Source organism: Clostridium sp. UBA3061, from assembly GCF_002367465.1.
Classification (GTDB): domain Bacteria; phylum Bacillota; class Clostridia; order Clostridiales; family Clostridiaceae; genus Clostridium_J; species Clostridium_J sulfidigenes.
Genome location: NZ_DFCF01000012.1, coordinates 283969 through 303057, shown reverse-complemented (window position 1 = coordinate 303057; position 19089 = coordinate 283969). Strand labels below are relative to the sequence as shown.

Sequence of the window (19089 nt, the reverse complement as noted above, 5' to 3'; positions counted from 1 at the left end):
AAACTTAATTCTCCTACTATTTATTAAAAAGTTAACTCAACTTATCAAAAGGACACTGAATCCCTCTGTACCTCAACTTCATTCCCCTTAACAACTTCCTTAACTCCACCTTCTAGTACTCCATCTCTCTTTAGTACAGAAACAACAGTTCCAAAGAAGCATTTCGCATCCATTTTTACTCCCAAATTTTCAACATAATTTCCGTCATATCTTGCTTTGTCTTCAATGGATACTGTATCTCTTCCATTGATCTGTGCCCATCCAGTAAGACCAGGACGTATGTTATTAGCTCCATACTTGTCCCTTTCTGCTATTAAATCATATTGATTCCATAGAGCAGGTCTAGGTCCAACTATTGCCATGGAGCCAGCTATTATATTCAAAATTTGTGGCAATTCATCTAAACTAGTTTTTCTTAAGAATTTACCTACCTTAGTTATATACTGCTCTGGATTTTTAAGGAGATGGGTTGGCATATCCTTAGGTGTATCTATTCTCATGGTGCGAAATTTCAGAATATTAAAGTGAGTTTTATTAAACCCTACTCTCTTTTGTTTAAAGAAAACAGGACCTTTAGAGTCAAGTTTTATAGCTATAATAATTATCAAAAATAATGGCGATAGTAAAATTAATCCTATAAGTGCAAGTATAAAGTCAAATAATCTTTTTACTTTTAAATACATATCAATTCCTCCCTTAAGTTAAAGTAATATTATGATCTATTACTTCATCCCTTTAAATTATTATATTCTATAACCTGACCACTATTAATTTTAGATAAGGCAGCAATGATGCAGTTAGACTTTACCACTGCTCCACAGTCCACATGACATCCATAACCAATGGTAGCATCATGATCAATAATAGTTCCAATACTTATAATAGAACCCTTTCCAATCTTTGAGTTTGTATTTATAACTGCTTTAGCTTCTACTACTGTACCTAAAGATACTGTAGCTGATGGACTAATATATGCTGTAGGATGAATTAAAGTTGGAATTTGAAATTTATTCTTTTCAAGTTTTTCAATCCACTCCATACGTAGTTTATTGTTTCCAAAGGCTGGTATTGCATAGGTGTATTCTTCTATAAATTTCGAATTTTCAGAGCATAACCCTATGGCTTCATTAGAATTATCATCTAAAAAATCTATTTTATTAAATATCCCCATAGCTTCTGCAACTTCCTTAACTACATGACCATGGCCACCAGCACCTAGAATTATTAAATTCTTATTTGAGTTATGATTTGCCATATAATAACCCCCTAAAACTTTATCTTTTATACTTTCCTTAATTAAGACTGCCCACCAATTCTTAATTTATAAAACCAGATAAAAATAACCCACCGCTATCTTTCACTAACTCATATACCATAAATTTCCCCTTCAAACTTATAGTTACCCCGAATTAATAAGATAAAGGTGGGTTGCGCTACTAACTCCCTGTAGTCCAAGCGCCCAAGTACAGACTACAGTTCATAATTCCCTTTAAATTTAAGTTATTTATGTCGAATTTTATTTAACCCCTATCGATTCTAAAAAGTTCCCCCAATTTCCCGACTTTTATATAACCGATACACCCAGTTTAAATTTATGTATATTGAACAATGTTCAACTTATCTTTTAAATATATTAAAAATTCCACCTTGTTTTCTAATTCTTTCTCCTCTAAATTCAACCTTATTATTCATTAAGATTTCCTGAGAAATGTTCTCCATCTCCCTTGCATATCCAGGGTTTATTTTTTCTATAGCTTTTATCCCCGCTATCATATCTGTGGTTCTAACTTGTGATCTATGACCATCGGAACCTATAGTGCTATATATTTTATGTTTTACAAATAATTTTGCAGTCTTTTTAACTCCACCACCAAAATCTCCTGTTATGCTCCCTGTGTTTAGTTGAAATAAAAACCCCTCTTCAATAAACTTATTTATCAATTCTGGGGCTTCTATAAATGTTTTATACCGCTCAGGATGAGCGATGATAGGTACAACTCCCTTTAATTGAAGTTCATAGATGTCATTTATAACTTCATCCACAGAAAACTCTCTTAAAGGAAATTCTATTAACATATATCTACTGTTTTCTATGGTACCTATATCACCACATTGAAAGCTCTCTAGAATTCTACTAGTATAGTAAACCTCTTGCCCACAATATATTTCTATATCTATATCTTTATTTTTAGCTAAAATTTTCAACTTAGCTACTTCTTTTTTAATTTCTTCATAAGGTACTTGAAACCTACCCCTAAAAAAATGGGAAGTGGCAACAATTCCTGTGGTTCCTGACTTTTTTGCTAATTTAAGCATGTCTACAGTCATATCTTCATCTTTAGATCCATCATCCACTCCATGAAGTATATGGCTATGAAAATCTATCATAAGCACTCCTCCAACCTTTAAGTGAAATTTTATATATTATTTATCACCATAATAGTAATAATAGCTGTTTCTTTTAGTGTCTACTCCATTTAATATGGTACCGATGATATTTGCATTAACCTTTTTTAAAAGATTAATAGAATTTACAACAGAATCTTTTTTTGTTTTTTCTGCTCTAATGACAAGTAATGTTCCATCGGCTCTAGTAGATAGTATTTGCGCATCAGTAACGGCTTGTACTGGTGGCGTATCTAATATTACATAATCAAAAACCTTTTTTAAGGCATCTATGAGAGCCTTCATAGATTTTGAACCTAACATCTCAGATGGATTAGGTGGAATCTTACCTGAGGTCAATACGGTAAGATTATTATTGTATCTATGACCTACTACAGAAATGCTCTCTTTCCCAACTATTACATCAGAAAGTCCTGCAGTATTAGATATTTCAAATTTTTTATGTAGTGATGGTTTTCTTAAGTCACAATCTATAAGTACCACCTTTTTATCTCCTTCAGCTATGGATAATGCTAAGTTTCCTGCTGTAGTACTCTTTCCTTCTCCTGGTTCTGCACTAGTTACTACTATTACTTTATATTCCTCATCAAAGGATGAATATTGCAAATTTGTTCTTAGAGTCCTATAACTTTCTGAAGCTATAGACCTGGGATCTTTTTCTACTATAAACATTAATTTCTCTCCTTAAGTAAAAATCTATTAAGATTATCTGCTGTAACTTTCTACTGCTCAGTGTGAGGTATAGTTCCTATTACAGGAATATCTAATTCCTTTTCTAATTGTTCCCTATTTTTATATGTATTATCTAAAAACTCAAGTAAAAAGCTTACTCCTACACTTACCATTAATCCTAATAAAAAGGCTATAGCTATATTCATTTTTTTATTAGGGCTCACTGGTATTTCTGGAACTTTTACTGATTCTATAACTTTTATATTACCATTTGGCACCAAAACCTTAGATGTAGTTACAAACTCATTAGTTATAGCTTGTACCATAGTTGCTGCCATAGTTGGGTCCTTATCATCAATTTTAATTTGAAGGATTTGTGTATCAGCTACAGTTACCACTGTAAGCTTCTTAAGAACTTCATCTTCTGTTAGATTACTGTTTGCAACATTTATAGCTCTACCAACTAAATCTCTAGTTTTTATGGCTTCAGAATAAGTCTTCATTAACTTTTGATACATGGCTATCTCACTTTGATCATAACCTGCCTCTGCTCCTGCTTCTTTACCTATAAATAACTTAGTACTTGCTTCATACTTAGGACTTATTAAGAAAAAGCTTACCAAACCTGATACTAAAGTCGCTAATAAAGTTACTATTAGTATCAACTTCCACCTTTTCTTTAACACTTCTAGAATTTCTCCAAGGCTAATTACTTGTTCTTCCAAAATTATTATTCCTCCGTTTCCATCTTGTGTTAATCATCCTACTTAAGATTTTATAGGTCTATCTTTGGTATTATTCCTAAAACTGGTATGTTTAATTCTTCTTCTAGCCTATCTTTATTTTTATAGGTGTTATCCAGAAACTCTATAAGGAAGATAACTCCTATTCCTATAAACACTCCCAATACTATAGCTATTATAAGCCCCATACTCTTGTTAGGACTTACTGCTCTTAATGGAAATCTAGGTTCTTCTAGGACTTGTACATTTCCATTAGGAACTAATTCTGTTGATAATTTAACAAATTCATCTTTTATAGCAGATACTAACTTTACAGCTTCTTCTGGTGAGCTGCTTTTATACTTTATTTCAATAATTTGTGTATCAGCTAGGGATACCACTGTTAAATTTTCAACTGTCTCTTTAGGCTTTATTTCGAATCCTGTTTTATCTATAGCTTTTTTTACCAAATCTTCAGTTTTAATAATTTCAGCATAGGTCTTTAATAATTTTTGATACATTTGTATATCTAAAATATTATATCCTTCCTGCTGACTTTCTTCTTTACCTATAAATACCTTAGTGGTTGATTCATATTGTGGAGTTATTAGTAAAAATAATGCTATTGATGCTACTAAAGTAGAGGTCAAAGCAAATACCAATATAATTTTCCACTTTCTTTTTAAAATTTCGAAGATGTCATTTAAACTAATAATATTCTCTTCCAAATTAATTCTCCTTACAAAATCAATTTATACATATTACAACATTTTATGTATATTTTTACCATGTAAAAATATAATTTGAATACCTAGTTGTAACATCCGTATAATAGTACATATTTCTTTATATTTCAATTGCATACATAACTGTCACATTTGTATAATATCATATTTCCAGTAACATTACTAGTAAAAAACCAATGTTACTAGTAATATTATGTATAATTATGAATAATAACCTAATGTATTCTACAATATCCTTGATTTTGCGCCTATATATACTATTATTTTTATTATTAGTTCATAATTATATCATCGTATCATGTTCATAAAAATTTATAATAAACTTCATGGAATAATTGACCATTATGCTTTTCTTTATATTTACACCTTTAACATATGATGATAGAATTAGGTACAGAGAGGAGTGTAACTATGTCACAAAACAGAATTGATCCTGAAAAAAAGAAAAATAAAAGAAGAAAAAAGAAAAAACGCTCACTGGGATTTAAAATTTCAATGGGAATTCTAGGAGTGTTGATATTTATAATAGCTATTGGAGGAGGATATTTTTATTCATTATATAATAAGATGGATAAAGTAGAGATTGACAAATCTAAGTTAGGTATTGCTTCAAAGGATGCCTTTAAAGAATACGACAACCATGAATCCATAAAAAATATAGCTTTATATGGTATTGATGCAGAAGAAGGACAAGCTGGTCGTTCTGACTCCATAATGATAGCTACCATTGATTCCGCTCATAATAAGGTTAAAGTAACATCTATTATGAGGGATTCTTATGTTAATATCCCAGACCGTGGTATGGATAAAATAAATCATGCCTATGCCTTTGGAGGGCCAACCTTAGCTTTAAGAACTTTAAATGAAAACTTTGGCCTTAATGTAGAGGATTTTGTATCAGTAAACTTTTCTTCATTGCCAGAAATTATTGATATCCTTGGTGGAATTACAATAGATATTACTGAAGAGGAAGTATCTCATATTCCTGGAGTAAGTTCTACAGGCCCTACCTTATTAACAGGTAATCAAGCCTTGGCCTATTCTAGAATAAGATATGCTAGTGGTGGAGATTATGAAAGAACCCACAGACATAGAAATGTAATGTCTGCAGTGTTTAATAAAGCTCTTGCTGCATCTCCTACATCTTATCCTAGTATTCTAAATAACATCCTTCCTTTAGTTCAAACTAACCTAAGTTCTGGTGATTTTATATCTCTAGCAACTAAGGTAGCCGGTTTAGGAAATGGGAATTTAGAGCAAGAAAGATTCCCAAGGGATGGAGATGGAGCTGGTGATATGAGCACTGGAATATACTACCTAAAGTTTGATATTGAAACTGTTAAAAAACAAATGAGAGATTATATATTTGCCGATAAAAAATAATAGTAAAAACACCGAATATCTAAGATATTCGGTGTTTTATTTATGTTGTTTATTTTTTATATTACAATCTCCAGTAAACCACAGAATCTGTATCTACACTATGTCTATCAATGATGCCTTTTACATCTATGAACACATCTTTTTCTACTTCATCCTTAGCTGCTGCTACTTCATCTAAAGCTTCGCTTCTATATAGTGGAGCAAAGTCTTTAATGGTCATTTCTCTGTAATTATGATGAGATACAGCAAGTATAATAGCATCTACCTCTTTAATATCTTCCATAGAAACCATATCTATTCCATACTCATGTTTAATTTCTTCTTTACATGCTACAGGATCTGTGGCTAATACATTAACTCCATAATCTTTAAGTTCATCTATAATATCCACTACCTTTGTATTTCTTGTATCTGGACAATCTTCCTTAAAGGTAAGTCCAAGAACTGCTACCTTTGCATTTTTAACTCTCTTATTAGCTTTTATTAAACTTTTCACTGTGTTCTCTGCGATATACTTAGCCATTCCATCATTTATGTTTCTTCCAGCAGCTATAACCTTTGATTCAACACCAACCTCTTTAGCTCTGTGGATTAGGTAATATGGATCTACTCCAATACAGTGTCCTCCTACTAAACCTGGGTTTAGCTTTATAAAGTTCCACTTACTACCTGCAGCATCTATTACAGCTTTAGTATCTATACCCATTCTATCAAAGATCATAGCAAGTTCATTAACGAAGGCTATGTTAACATCTCTTTGACAGTTTTCTATTAATTTAGCTGCTTCTGCAACCTTTATGCTTTCAGCTCTATATACTCCAGCTTCTATAACTAGTTCATAAGCTTTAGCAACTGTATCTAGAGTTTCTTCATCCATACCAGATACTATCTTCATTATGTTTTCTAATCTATGAACCTTATCACCTGGGTTTATTCTCTCTGGAGAATATCCTATTTTAAAATCTTGTCCACAGATAAGTCCAGATTGTCTTTCTAATATTGGTACACAGATTTCCTCTGTTACCCCTGGATATACTGTAGATTCATATACTACTATAGAACCTTTAGTTAAGTTTCTTCCTAAAATTTCACTAGCACCTATAACTGGTCTTAGATCTGGAGTTTTATCTTCATTAGTTGGAGTTGGCACTGCAACTATATGGAAGTTACATCCTCTTAGTTTTGTTTCATCACTTGTAAAATCTACTGTAGATGCTTTAATAGCCTCATCGCCAACTTCATTAGTCACATCTACTCCGCTTAAGTACTTATTTATCTTTTCCTTGTTTACATCAAATCCAACTACAGGAACCTTTTTAGCAAAAGCTACTGCTAAAGGCATTCCTACATAGCCAAGTCCTACTAAGGATATTTTTAAATCTTTCATTATATCGTCTCCTACTGTTCAAATTAGCAATTACTATTTTAATAAATATTGATACTTTTTTAACAATTAATTAGGTTTATCCAACAACCTGGTTGTTGTTGGATAAACAAAGCCTTTATTAATTATAAAATTCTTTTATACATTCACATATATATTCAACTTCTTCATTAGTAAGCTCTGGATATATAGGTAATGCAAGAATTTGCTTACACATCTTTTCAGTTACTGGGAACTGACCTTCTTTGTATCCTAGGTATTCAAAACACTTTTGTAGGTGTAATGGCTTTGGATAGTATATACTAGTTGCCACACCTTTAGATTTCAAGAATTCAGCAAGACCATCTCTGTTTTCAGCAAAGATATTAAATACATAATAAACATTCTTTTGGTTTGCAGCCTTAATACCTTGAACTTTTACACCTTCTACATTTTTTAATCCTTCAGTGTAGAGCTTAGCAACTCTTCCTCTATTTTCTATGGCATTGTTTATATATTTAAGTTTAACCCTTAAAACAGCTGCTTGCATAGCATCTAATCTTGAGTTATAGCCTACATAGTCATAGTGATATTTCTTTGATGCTCCATGAACTCTAAACATACGGCACATATCTGCTAGTTCATCACTATTAGTAACTATCATTCCACCGTCACCATATCCACCTAAGGTTTTAGTAGGGAAAAATGAAAACACACCCATATCTCCAATGGTTCCTGCGTGTCTATACCTTTCTTCACCTTGCATCTGCCATCTCATTCCAAAGGCTTCAGCAGCATCTTCTAGCACCTTTAAATCATGTTTCTTAGCAATTTCCATTATCTTATCCATATCACACATTTGATTGAATAAATGTATTGGAAGTACTCCTACGGTATTATCATTAATAGCAGCCTCTAATTGAGCTACATCCATACCACAGGACTCTTCATCTATATCAACAAATACAGGTTTACCACCATGCTTTGCAAGACAAGATGTCGAAGCTAAAAAAGTAAAAGGTGTGGTTACTATTTCCTTATTATCACTAAAACCAAGGATATCTGATGCTATAACTAAAGCATCCGTTCCTGATGCCACTCCTATGGCATGTTTAGCTCCAGTAAAATCTTTTATTTCTTCCTCAAAGATTTTAACTTCATTTCCTAATATAAAAGCTCCACTATCTATTATATTTTTTATAGCTCCATCAAACTCATGTTTTTTTTCTTTATATTCTCTTTGTGATTCATAAAAATTGATCTTCATTCTTCTTCCTCCTATTTTTACACATACAATTGTACACCAATTTATAAAAAAGTAAAATATTTTTTTCTTATGTTTAATAAAATTTTATACTTAACAAATATACCACAAATTAGGCTTTATATCATCTATTAATATATTATCAGTTTTTTTCTCTAAGATTATGATAATTTTATTAATAATATTGATGTGGGGATTAAATTGAGATTTATTATGTAGATTTATAAATTCTTAAAATCTAATCAATATCTTATAAAATCTTATTTCATTAAATGCATTTTAATTCTTTATATAATGATACGCAACTATTTCCATCATAATAAATTTAATACTATTTGCTATGATTCCTGCAATACAAAATCCATAAACTCCCCATTTAATCATTAATAATATACTACATCCTAGGTATATTATACAATACACAATCTGTATAACATTTTGCCACCACATAGGAGCATTTTTTAATAATAAAGGATTAATTATAGTACCACATATCATTATAATTACTGATAAATTTGCAAAATTAAAATAAGGTTTAGCTAATAAATAATCCCCAGAATAAAGTATCCTTACAATAATAGGTGTTAAAGGTATTGATATTAAATAAATACTTATACCCATAATAATAGATGTTAAAGATAATATATAAAATATTTTTTTAGAATTTTTGCTTTTTATTTTAGCTAAGTATGTTAATAATATTGATGTTATTGGATTCATTACTATACCAATGGTTTTACCAACTACAGAAGCAATATAATATAAAGCTACATTAGATGCTCCCAAAATAGGATTTATTAGTAATCTATCTAAATATAAAAGTAAATTAGATATGCAATTAGAAGTAGCTAATTGTATATATTCCTTTTGAATTTTATCAAACTTATCAGATTTAACTTTTTTTTCTAGTTTAAAATCAGTTGTTCTATATGCATATATAAATGCAAAAACTTCTCCTAAACAAAAAACTAGAGGCCATATTTTTATGTATCTAAATATAATTAGTCCTAGCATATATCCTAATGCAGTTACAGCCAAATGCTTAATTATTTTAAAATAGTCCAATTGTATTCTATAATATACATTCATATAACTTCTTAGCATTAAAAAGACTGTAGTCACTATCAAAAATACTGTTTCTAAATTATTCAATTGTTTATGAAAAGTAATTGTAACTATTACCATAGACACAACAGTAATAACTACAACTTTATTTATTATTATAGCAAAATCCTTAAAATTATTCTGTTTATAATAATCTTGGTTTATTAATTTTATATTATTTAATGAATTACCAAATATGCCAGTAATAGCATTAGCAATTCCCATTAGTGTCAGCAAACTTCCAAATTGAGTTATTGGCATACCCGATGATAATATTGGATATATTATTAATTGCAGTATAGCCGTTAAAACAAAATAACCTATCATATTTAACATTAAATCTTTTATTACCTTTTTCTTAGTTATATCCATAATGCTATGTAACCTCCTGATTAAGTAACCTCATCTATCTATAAATACTTATTTACTTTATCTATTTAAAATTAATAGCATACATAATTTTCTTTATTTGACTATGCCATGTTAATCTTTCAGCATCATTTCTTATTTCAGTATCTAGTATATTACATGAATCGTAAAATTCCAAAATATCTTTTATATTAATATGTTCATCATTATTAGGTACCTTTATAACATAGTTAGAATTTATAAATGAGTTATCATAATATCCTAGTATAAATGGTATTCCTCTAGCAGTATACTCTCTTGCTTTTAATATAGAAACTTGATTAAGTCCTATTCTATATATCCCCAAAGATGCTACACCCATTTGACACTTTTTATATACATCAGTTAATTCTTCACCATGTTTACTACCATAAAATATTACCTTTTCATTCAATCCTAAGTTATTAACTAATTGTTTTAATTTATTTGCTTCTAAACTTTCACCTACAATATGAAAATATACATCTCTTTCCCAATCATTTTTATAGTATTCTGATAAACCATTTATCAATCTATCATATCCATGTGCAAAAGTTACATTTGCTACTGCAATTAAATTAAGTTCTTTCTGTTTAACATATCCTGTAAATTCAATTTTTTCCAAATCTATACCATTTTCTATACTTATAGTCTTTATACCATATATTTCTTCATCATTTGTAAAACAAATAATATTCTCTACATATTTATGAATATTCTTACTAACGTAATTATCTGCAATATTCATTAAAAATTTTAAAACAGGTGAATATATGTTTAATTCTTTTTTATATGGATATGTAGGCAATTCCAAAATCACCTTTATATTTAATTTGTAAAATATCTTACATAATTTTAATAGAAATATGTTAGCAACTGAATATCTAATGTAAACAAACTTATACTCATCACAATTTCCCTTAAAAAATTCACATAATCTTTTAAAAAAATATAATGAATTATTTTTCCTTACCATTTTTATTTTTTCATTATTTCTATAAATATAATTATCTTTCATAAAAATAAAATCCATATCAACTTCTTCACTTTTAAATCCATCTAATTGTCCATATATTTTATTAAGCACACCCAAATCTCTTGGTCTGTTTTTTGTTATAGAAGCAATGTATAATCCCTTCATGTTCTTCCTCCCTATTGTAACTTAAGTTACTGCGTAGAATTATTTATATACGTTAAAATGCCAAATTAAGATTAAGTCTTTTACATATGCTCCTGCTCACATCCGATTGCACTATACTTTATTATCATAGTTCCTAATATGTAAAACTGAAAATTATCTAACACATTGTTTCCTGAAAGCATAGCATTTAATAAATACATTATAAATAACATAATTAAAATTGAAATATTACTATTCTTATACTTTTCCAATATATTTTTAATAACATAATAAATGAAAAGTGCAAAGAACATAAATCCAATAATACCCAATTCACACATGAATTCCAATATTATATTATGTGGATATGTAAAAGTAAATTCTGCGTATTGATAAAAATAATTACCTATTCCACATCCTAAAAAAACATTCTGCATAAATAATTCTATAGCTTTAGAGTAAAGAGAAACTCTACCTGCTCCACCATAAGAACTCTCTGACAATAGTCTTTCTTTAATAAATTCAACTGGCACATACTTTATCAAAATAAAAAGGGTCACACTTAATATAATTAAAGTCAATATTATTGAATTTTTAATTATGCTTTTCATTTCAATGCTATTCTTATTTTTTAATAAACTCTTAATTTTTTTCACCATCAATATTAAATAAACTAGACTCAGTCCAATAATTACGCCTTTAGATCCCGTACCTATTATTAATAAAAACATAATAATATTAACTATTGTTTTAACTATCTTGTTATTAAAACACATTAATGATAAAACTGCTATTTCAGCAAAGAAACGACCTAACCATATAGATGTAATAGATTTAGTAGAAATTCTCCATCCCACCAACATTCTGTAAATCCACTCATCATAATACCTTATAATCAGAATAGTAAATATTATAATATTAAGAGTAAAAAAAACTCTTGCAAAAATTATTATATTTTTAGAATTTAAATTAGACATTAGAATCAATAAAATTGTTATACACACTAATATAAATTCAATACTTTTAATCCAACCTTCATAATTACTAAAAGATTTAAGAAATAAATTTATTAATAAGTAAACTATAAATATCCCAATAACATAAATGAACTTCAATAAATCTTTTTTATTTATTTCTAATTGTTTAAATAGAATTAAACAAATTAGATACATAGTCAACCCTATTAAAAGAAATACATGAGAAATCACTTTTCTTTCAGTAACAGCTGAAATCACATTAGAATTATAAGCAATATATAAAAATGTAAATGATATTATTAATTTAATATTTAATTGTTTTTTTTTCATATTTAACTCCATTTTCATCTTCGATATGTATTTTGTAACAAATCCCCATGCCATATCCCAATAACATTATTCTCTAAGATACATCTGATAAATCTTATTCATCTCTTCCATAACACTTTTTAGCTTATATTTTTCTACTTCATCCAAAGTATTTTTTCTTAAAAAATCTATTTTTTCTTTATTTTCTATTAAATCTATTAAATACCTTCTAGTATCACAAAAATCATTTAAGCCAACCAAATACCCATTAAAACCATGCTTTATTAAGTCTTTATTACCTCTAACATCTGTTGCAATGACTGGTTTTCCCAATATCATAGCTTCCATTATATTTTTAGGCAATCCTTCTCTTTGTGAAAATGAACATATAATATCAGATGCTTCTATTATGTTGTATATATCATTTCTCCACCCTAAAAACATTATATTATTACTGATTCCCAGCTTTTCTGCTTCTTCTTTTAAGTTACTAATCTCTTCCCCTTCTCCTGCAAATATAACTTTAACATTACTATGATTACAAATAATTTCTGGAAGAGATTTTACTAATTGCATTTGATTTTTGTTTTTATTTAATTCCCCTATCATCGTAATAACAAAATCACTATTTCCTAACTCTAGTTCTTTCCTAACATCTTTCTCTTCATCAAAATTATTAAATTCTACTCCTACACCATTAACCTTGAATACACTATTATTCCTAACCTTTAATTTACTTTTAGCAGCTACATAATCCTCTTTATTAATAGTTATCAATCCATCTGTCCACCTTGAAGCTATTCTCTCAGCAATATAATATGTTAACCAATAACTTAATGGAGCACCTTTGTAAAAATGAAATCCATGAGCTGTGTATAGTACTGGACCCGAACCACTTATTTTAGCTGCCAATCTACCTAAAAATCCACCTACTGGAGTATGGACATGAATAAGATTAAAATTCACTTCTTTCATAAGTGTTTTCAACTCTTTTAACGCACTAAAAGCCTTGTATGAGTAAGGAGTTCTTGGAATATCAACATCCACCCATTTAATATTCTTATCTTCTTTTATATAATCATATCTATCTCTATTTAATTTTGTTGCAATAAATACTGTATATCCTCTTTCTTTAAAATACTCAATATAATGCATATGAAAATTCACAATATGACTTTGTAAATGCGCTACAAATAAAACATTTTTCATACTATCTAGCTCCATCTCCTGTAAAAACTACTGCAATAGTCCTAAACAAAACTTTAATATCTATAATAATGCTTCTTATTTCTATATATTCTATATCATATTTAAGCTTTTCTTCTGGCAATAAATCGTAGCCACCATTTACCTGTGCCCATCCTGTTAAACCAGGTTTTACAGCTAGTCTATCTCTAAAGTTTGGTATAGTCTTTTCAAACTTTCTATAGAAAAATTCCAACTCTGGTCTTGGCCCTACTACACTCATATCGCCTTTTAAAACATTTAGCAATTGTGGTAATTCATCAATCCTAGTTTTTCTTATAAATTTACCAAAGGTAGTTATTCGACAATCATCCTTGCTTGCCCACTTAAATCCTTCAGATTCTGCATTGTAAACCATAGATCTAATTTTATACATAGTAAATTCCTCATTATTAATCCCAACTCTCTTTTGAGCAAATATAGGGCTTTTAAAATCTTGGAAAAATACTATGAGCATTGATATTATAAGTATTGGACTAGTAACTATAATTACTATTATGCTAAATACAATATCAAACCCTCTTTTTAATAGATTATAAATAAATAAACTTGATTTCTTTTCGGTATAATCTAAATTTTCTTTATAATTTACATTAATTTCTTCACTATGCAAGCTTGCCTTTTCCATAGTTCTTACCTCCAAACAAAATAATACTAAACTTCCCTTATATAATATACGATATTAAAAGAGACATATTACCTATAACACCATATATTTCATTTCATCTTCTGTAATGAGTTTTATTTTCTATATTTTATTTATGTACAACTAATAAGCTTGTCTAATTTTTAGACTCCTCGAATCTTTGTTAACCTACACAATTACTAGCTTCCGTTAACAAGAACATTTTATTTCTGTCGTTACTCAAAAAATTATATCACAATTTATAATAATTTGCCATATATTTTACTGTTTACCCGCGGGGTTATATCCAAATATATCCTTTAATTAAATATTTTATATAAACTTTAATATATTCAAAACAATACTATATTCCTATGTTTTAACATTCTTAACTTTTTATATTTTATGTCCTTCCTTGTTTAAACCCTTGATAGTACTATGATTTAAGCTCCTAGGAGATACTCTTTTCTTTATAAAAATATATCTTAATTCTACCATTGTTTTAATAAATTTTTTTAAATTTTTTTGAAGATTTTTTATAGTTAAAATTATTTTTTCATAAAGCAAAAGACTAGGATTGGGGGAAATCCTAGTCTTTTTATGGTATATACAAACACTACGAGGCATATATTTAGTGCTTGTAGGAAATGCTTATTGTTTATTAGATTTTAGGGATTTTTTATTTACTATTATTAATAAACCTATAGATACTATTGCTATTCCCACAAATATTATTTTTATGGAAGCTATTATAACCTTATCCTTATCACTACCTTCTTCCATAGCTACATCCTTTGATAAAGCCTCTACATCATAAGGGGTATATTTCTCTGCAATTTGGTTCATCAATTTATCTATATTGTATAGTTTACCATTTTCAAAACCTAACACTTCCGCATTGTTACTAAAAGGAATTGCAAACTCCTTATTATCCATATTTATGTAAATAATATTAGTAACATATAAATCTGTTCTGACAAATTTCATTTCATCTATGTTTTTTATTCCATTATCCTCAAGAAGCTCTATTATCTTTTCTTTATCCAATAAGAAAGAATATCCCTCTGTAGCTAGTCCATCTGAAAAACCAGCCATGGACCAACCTTCACCTTCATTCTTTTTTATAAAGTTAACTAAAAGAGTTTTATTATCCTCTTGAAAAGCTGGTGCAACCCACCTATACTCATCTAAAATATTCTTTTTAAACTCCTTGTTTTCTTTATAGTGTTTTACAATATCACTATCCTGAAGGTTATATATTTTTATAAAGCTTTCCACTCGAAAATATGGTGCCTTCTCTATCTTTAATATATCTTTTATCTCTTCTGAAGCTTCATCTAAAATACCCTCTATGCTATCTCTATCGGAAGATACCTGCAATGATTCTTCACTTAATATTGTAGATACATCTCTATCCTCATCTACGGCAAAAACTGTTATTGATGAAAATAACAGAACAATTATTAATGATAAGTTTAAAAATTTTATACCTATACCCTTCATAAAATATCCCTTTCCTTTGAGTTTTTAGTAAACTCTATCTTCCATAAACAGTTTCTTCATATTTTCTACTATTGTAACTTCCATCTTTAAATGCTTGATATGAACACCAATGGGTAGTTGCATCCCATGGATCTACATAACGAAGAGTGTTACTATATTCATATACTGCATCAATTACTACAAAGTGACCACCATTTCTATTTCCATAGTAATCATAATATCCGCCTAGAGTTATTAGAGGGCTCTGCTTGTCCATTATCTCTGAACGAATAGAATTAATGGTCCATGTACCTCTGTCTACATAAAACCTCTTTTGGTTCTTTGATACATAGGTAGCTACGGATGCTGCAGCATTAGATGTGTTGGGATAATTTTCATATCCTCCTGTAACATAATAAACTCCGTCTGCTTGAGTTCTAGTAGAGCTTGGATTCACAGCTTTTCCTGCCATTTCTCCTGATGCTGCCCAGCACCATTGTGTTTTTTGTTGCCTTATAACTGGCACTCCTACATAATACCAATTTTCCGCAAAAGCTACCGTTGTCATTGAGAAAAGAAAAATAGCTAGTAAGAATATACTTAATAGACTTTTCTTTTTCATTATTATAACCTCCCCTTAAATAATATTATTAAAGATTAAAATCTTTAATTTCAATTAAGTTTTTTTCATTTTGTAAAGCTATGTAACTATTTTGAAACCAAATTTGAAGTTAATTGTTTCATTTTCATGCAATTTACTAAATTTTCTTTATATTAGTATAATATAACATATTTAAGAATTAGGAAACTTCATTTTAGTTCATTTAAGGCTATTTATGTAAAATAACCTTATTTTCCTATATATTCCTATATTTTTGTAACCATTTTAAACATTTCCACTAATTATTTTTATTGTATGATACATTTTATTTTATATTAAGTTTCATTTTGTAAGAATATATTTTTCCTCCATAAGGTTAATACTCAATTCTGATGAAAAATAAAAATCTTATTCTTTCTAATTGAAAGAATAAGATTTTAAAAAGTAAATTATTCACGATTTGTTCAAAAATGCTAAAATAAAAACACTAAGTTCATACCTTAGTGTTTTTAATGGACCGAGTAAGTCTATAAGCCGAGTTCTGTGTTAGACAATCATCTATCTAGGCCCATTATTACTAATGAGCTCAAGCGATACACCCGGGAACGGGACGGGCAGCCCCATAATGTTCCACTTTCGATCTTGCTCCAGATGGGGTTTACATAGCCGCAAAGTCGCCATTGCGCTGGTGAGCTCTTACCTCGCCTTTCCACCCTTACCCTAAATTAAGTGAGAGTCTAAATCTAAGATTTAGTCCCTCGAATGTATTCCTTAAGGCGGTATATCTCTGTTGCACTTTCCTTAAAGTCGCCTTCACTGGGAGTTACCCAGCACCCTGCCCTATGGAGCTCGGACTTTCCTCTCCTGATTTCTCAGCAGCGATTGTCTGGCTTACTCGCAAAATTAATATTAACATAAATCTTTTATCATTGCAACGCCTTTAAATTTTCTATTTTTAGTTATAATACCCATATATGAAACTATTTAACTAGATTAATAGATAAATATAAACCTATTTACCTATGAAACTATAGAAAATTTTAACTATATACCTAGTTAAATATATAAAATTTAAACTAGTTAACTATTTAAATAGTTAACTAGTTGTTGTCATAGTGCGGGTTTCAGCGTTTTCCCCTCTATTCAGGCTGTTTTTATAGGAGTATTAGAGCTAGTATTAATTAAATAAAATTATAGGGATCCCTAGTAGCGTTTGACATAATAATCTCCACACCCCTAGGCTCTAATACTTTTTTAATCTTTTCTGATAAACTAATTACAAGGGGCCATTCTGAATTAAAATGTCCTATATCTATTACAGAGAGTCCCATCTCTTCATAGTCAGATACAAAGTGATAGGTAGTATCCCCTGTGATTAATAGTTCAGCACCTAGGTCATAGGCTTGCTGCAAGTAATCTTCTCCACTTCCATTGACTAAAGCTATAGTTCTTACTTTTTTATTTAACTCTCCAGAGTATCTTAAATTTTGTATTTTTAATTTATCTTTAATGCCCTTTATTATTTCCTCTAAGGTAGTCTCTTCCTTCAGCTGAACTATTCTTCCCACTCCTGCTGTAGGATCTGATGGAGAAATTTCAATGATTTTACTTTCTTGAAAGCCAAGAATCTTTACAAATTCATCATTTAAGCCACCCTTTACAGTATCCCAATTAGTATGACTAGAATATAGGGCTATACCATTTTCTATTAACTTCATTAGCTTTTTACCTTGGAGACTATCTGTGGTTATGGTTTTAGGCTTTATAAACAGCAATGGATGATGAGTTAAAATAAGTTGAGCTCCTAGTTCCTTTGCTTCCTCTATGACCTTTATGGTGCAATCTAGAGCAACTAGGACCTTTGTTACTTCCCTTTCTCTATCTCCAACCATAAACCCAACATTATCGTAGCTTTCTTTTAAGTTTAATGGCGCAAGGCCCTCCATTATATTAATGATTTCATTTATTTTTACCATAAAAATATACCTCCGCCCATTTACTCAAGCAAAAAGCCCTTTATCCTTTGAATTTTATCCCATAACTCCAGCTTTCTTTTTCTTGAATTTTCTGTGTCACCCTTAAGTTCTTCATGGATTCTTAAATACTTTTCTAACTTATAATTTAAATATTCCCTATAGGTATTATCTTTCTTACCTAAAAGCAGCTTACTTATTTCATAAAAAATAGGCTCAATAACTTTAGGCTTATCTCCCCAGGATATTTTCATAATTTCATAGTATTTTTCTTCATCATATATAATCCACTCATCTAGGATGTTACACCCTGAGGTATAAAGATATTCCCTTAAGACTTCTGGATTTTGTACTGGCTGAACTATAACATAGTCTAACGCTTTAAAAACAGCCTTACTCTCCTCTAGGATATCTCTTATCAAGTTTCCTCCCATACCGGCAATTACAGCTGCCTCTACTTCTCTAGGAGTTACAGTTGTAAGTCCTCCTCCAAGTCTACATTGTATCTTATGTTGCAAATTATTATCTCTAACATTTTTTTTAGCCTTTTCCACGGGACCTTTATTAATATCACTAGCTATGGCAAAGTCTATTTTATTTCTTTTTAAAAGTTCTATAGGTACATATCCATGGTCTGTTCCTACATCTACCATAGATTTAACCCCTGTGATTAAATCACTTATTAACTTTAATCTTTTGCTAATTATCAT

The 19089-nt window shown here is 29.5% G+C and carries 18 protein-coding genes, 1 other RNA gene and 1 riboswitch; of the genes, 1 reads left to right on the top strand and 18 read right to left on the bottom strand.

The window, feature by feature from the left end; genetic code table 11:
- Positions 1-44: 44 nt before the first annotated feature.
- From B2P65_RS11930 to B2P65_RS11905, 6 genes are all read right to left on the bottom strand, one after another.
- Complete coding sequence (locus B2P65_RS11930) at positions 45-683, bottom strand: sugar transferase (protein ID WP_346880188.1); 639 nt, start codon at positions 681-683, stop codon at positions 45-47.
- 44 nt (positions 684-727) lie between these two features.
- Entirely contained in the window at positions 728-1255 is a 528-nt protein-coding gene (locus tag B2P65_RS11925; RefSeq protein WP_346880187.1) for a hypothetical protein, read from the bottom strand.
- 158 nt (positions 1256-1413) lie between these two features.
- Positions 1414-1497, bottom strand: a riboswitch (cyclic di-GMP riboswitch).
- Positions 1498-1617: 120 nt separating this feature from the next.
- Positions 1618-2388 carry a tyrosine-protein phosphatase gene (locus B2P65_RS11920; RefSeq protein WP_346880186.1) on the bottom strand — a complete coding sequence of 257 codons (771 nt, stop codon included), beginning with the start codon at positions 2386-2388 and terminating at the stop codon, positions 1618-1620.
- 36 nt (positions 2389-2424) lie between these two features.
- Positions 2425-3078 (bottom strand): CpsD/CapB family tyrosine-protein kinase, encoded by a 654-nt coding sequence (locus B2P65_RS11915; protein WP_346877313.1) that lies wholly within the window; start codon positions 3076-3078, stop codon positions 2425-2427.
- A gap of 50 nt (positions 3079-3128) precedes the next feature.
- Positions 3129-3803 carry a YveK family protein gene (locus tag B2P65_RS11910; protein WP_346880185.1) on the bottom strand — a complete coding sequence of 225 codons (675 nt, stop codon included), beginning with the start codon at positions 3801-3803 and terminating at the stop codon, positions 3129-3131.
- Positions 3804-3853: 50 nt separating this feature from the next.
- On the bottom strand, positions 3854-4528 hold the full coding sequence (locus B2P65_RS11905; protein ID WP_346880184.1) for a YveK family protein: 675 nt from the start codon (positions 4526-4528) through the stop codon (positions 3854-3856).
- Positions 4529-4957: 429 nt separating this feature from the next.
- Here B2P65_RS11905 and B2P65_RS11900 point away from each other — a divergent pair, with 429 nt between their 5' ends.
- Positions 4958-5929 carry an LCP family protein gene (locus B2P65_RS11900; RefSeq protein WP_346878673.1) on the top strand — a complete coding sequence of 324 codons (972 nt, stop codon included), beginning with the start codon at positions 4958-4960 and terminating at the stop codon, positions 5927-5929.
- A gap of 61 nt (positions 5930-5990) precedes the next feature.
- Here B2P65_RS11900 and B2P65_RS11895 read toward each other — a convergent pair whose 3' ends face one another.
- The 12 genes from B2P65_RS11895 to B2P65_RS11840 all read right to left on the bottom strand — a co-directional run bounded on the left by B2P65_RS11895 (position 5991) and on the right by B2P65_RS11840 (position 19089).
- Positions 5991-7316: a nucleotide sugar dehydrogenase gene (locus tag B2P65_RS11895; protein ID WP_346848500.1), complete on the bottom strand. Its 1326-nt coding sequence runs from the start codon at positions 7314-7316 to the stop codon at positions 5991-5993.
- 118 nt (positions 7317-7434) lie between these two features.
- The gene (locus B2P65_RS11890) at positions 7435-8559 is read right to left on the bottom strand and encodes a DegT/DnrJ/EryC1/StrS family aminotransferase (RefSeq protein ID WP_346876511.1); all 1125 of its coding nucleotides are present in this window, start codon (positions 8557-8559) and stop codon (positions 7435-7437) included.
- Positions 8560-8835: 276 nt separating this feature from the next.
- Positions 8836-10032: a hypothetical protein gene (locus B2P65_RS11885; protein ID WP_346876510.1), complete on the bottom strand. Its 1197-nt coding sequence runs from the start codon at positions 10030-10032 to the stop codon at positions 8836-8838.
- A 61-nt stretch (positions 10033-10093) separates the two neighbouring features.
- Complete coding sequence (locus B2P65_RS11880; protein WP_346876509.1) at positions 10094-11188, bottom strand: glycosyltransferase; 1095 nt, start codon at positions 11186-11188, stop codon at positions 10094-10096.
- Between the two features lie 80 nt (positions 11189-11268).
- A complete protein-coding gene (locus tag B2P65_RS11875; RefSeq protein ID WP_346876508.1) occupies positions 11269-12474 on the bottom strand; it encodes an O-antigen ligase family protein in 1206 nt (401 codons plus the stop codon).
- 66 nt (positions 12475-12540) lie between these two features.
- Complete coding sequence (locus B2P65_RS11870) at positions 12541-13662, bottom strand: glycosyltransferase family 4 protein (protein ID WP_346880183.1); 1122 nt, start codon at positions 13660-13662, stop codon at positions 12541-12543.
- Between the two features lies 1 nt (position 13663).
- Positions 13664-14326: a sugar transferase gene (locus B2P65_RS11865; protein WP_346876506.1), complete on the bottom strand. Its 663-nt coding sequence runs from the start codon at positions 14324-14326 to the stop codon at positions 13664-13666.
- A gap of 648 nt (positions 14327-14974) precedes the next feature.
- A complete protein-coding gene (locus B2P65_RS11860; protein ID WP_346880182.1) occupies positions 14975-15826 on the bottom strand; it encodes a hypothetical protein in 852 nt (283 codons plus the stop codon).
- Positions 15827-15860: 34 nt separating this feature from the next.
- Entirely contained in the window at positions 15861-16427 is a 567-nt protein-coding gene (locus B2P65_RS11855) for a papain-like cysteine protease family protein (protein WP_346848488.1), read from the bottom strand.
- 493 nt (positions 16428-16920) lie between these two features.
- Positions 16921-17304, bottom strand: an RNA gene (gene rnpB, locus B2P65_RS11850) — RNase P RNA component class A.
- A 283-nt stretch (positions 17305-17587) separates the two neighbouring features.
- Positions 17588-18382 carry a Nif3-like dinuclear metal center hexameric protein gene (locus B2P65_RS11845; protein ID WP_346848437.1) on the bottom strand — a complete coding sequence of 265 codons (795 nt, stop codon included), beginning with the start codon at positions 18380-18382 and terminating at the stop codon, positions 17588-17590.
- A gap of 20 nt (positions 18383-18402) precedes the next feature.
- Positions 18403-19089 (bottom strand): class I SAM-dependent methyltransferase, encoded by a 687-nt coding sequence (locus tag B2P65_RS11840; protein ID WP_346848436.1) that lies wholly within the window; start codon positions 19087-19089, stop codon positions 18403-18405.

Bases quoted from the DNA above. Each gene is read 5' to 3' on its own strand.
- B2P65_RS11915 (WP_346877313.1), bottom strand. From the start codon at position 3,078: ATGTTTATAGTAGAAAAAGATCCCAGGTCTATAGCTTCAGAAAGTTAT.
- B2P65_RS11895 (WP_346848500.1), bottom strand. From the start codon at position 7,316: ATGAAAGATTTAAAAATATCCTTAGTAGGACTTGGCTATGTAGGAATG.
- B2P65_RS11900 (WP_346878673.1), top strand. From the start codon at position 4,958: ATGTCACAAAACAGAATTGATCCTGAAAAAAAGAAAAATAAAAGAAGA.
- B2P65_RS11920 (WP_346880186.1), bottom strand. From the start codon at position 2,388: ATGATAGATTTTCATAGCCATATACTTCATGGAGTGGATGATGGATCT.
- B2P65_RS11875 (WP_346876508.1), bottom strand. From the start codon at position 12,474: ATGAAAAAAAAACAATTAAATATTAAATTAATAATATCATTTACATTT.
- B2P65_RS11890 (WP_346876511.1), bottom strand. From the start codon at position 8,559: ATGAAGATCAATTTTTATGAATCACAAAGAGAATATAAAGAAAAAAAA.
- B2P65_RS11860 (WP_346880182.1), bottom strand. From the start codon at position 15,826: ATGAAGGGTATAGGTATAAAATTTTTAAACTTATCATTAATAATTGTT.
- B2P65_RS11930 (WP_346880188.1), bottom strand. From the start codon at position 683: ATGTATTTAAAAGTAAAAAGATTATTTGACTTTATACTTGCACTTATA.
- B2P65_RS11865 (WP_346876506.1), bottom strand. From the start codon at position 14,326: ATGGAAAAGGCAAGCTTGCATAGTGAAGAAATTAATGTAAATTATAAA.
- B2P65_RS11885 (WP_346876510.1), bottom strand. From the start codon at position 10,032: ATGGATATAACTAAGAAAAAGGTAATAAAAGATTTAATGTTAAATATG.
- B2P65_RS11925 (WP_346880187.1), bottom strand. From the start codon at position 1,255: ATGGCAAATCATAACTCAAATAAGAATTTAATAATTCTAGGTGCTGGT.
- B2P65_RS11880 (WP_346876509.1), bottom strand. From the start codon at position 11,188: ATGAAGGGATTATACATTGCTTCTATAACAAAAAACAGACCAAGAGAT.
- B2P65_RS11870 (WP_346880183.1), bottom strand. From the start codon at position 13,662: ATGAAAAATGTTTTATTTGTAGCGCATTTACAAAGTCATATTGTGAAT.
- B2P65_RS11845 (WP_346848437.1), bottom strand. From the start codon at position 18,382: ATGGTAAAAATAAATGAAATCATTAATATAATGGAGGGCCTTGCGCCA.
- B2P65_RS11855 (WP_346848488.1), bottom strand. From the start codon at position 16,427: ATGAAAAAGAAAAGTCTATTAAGTATATTCTTACTAGCTATTTTTCTT.
- B2P65_RS11840 (WP_346848436.1), bottom strand. From the start codon at position 19,089: ATGATAATTAGCAAAAGATTAAAGTTAATAAGTGATTTAATCACAGGG.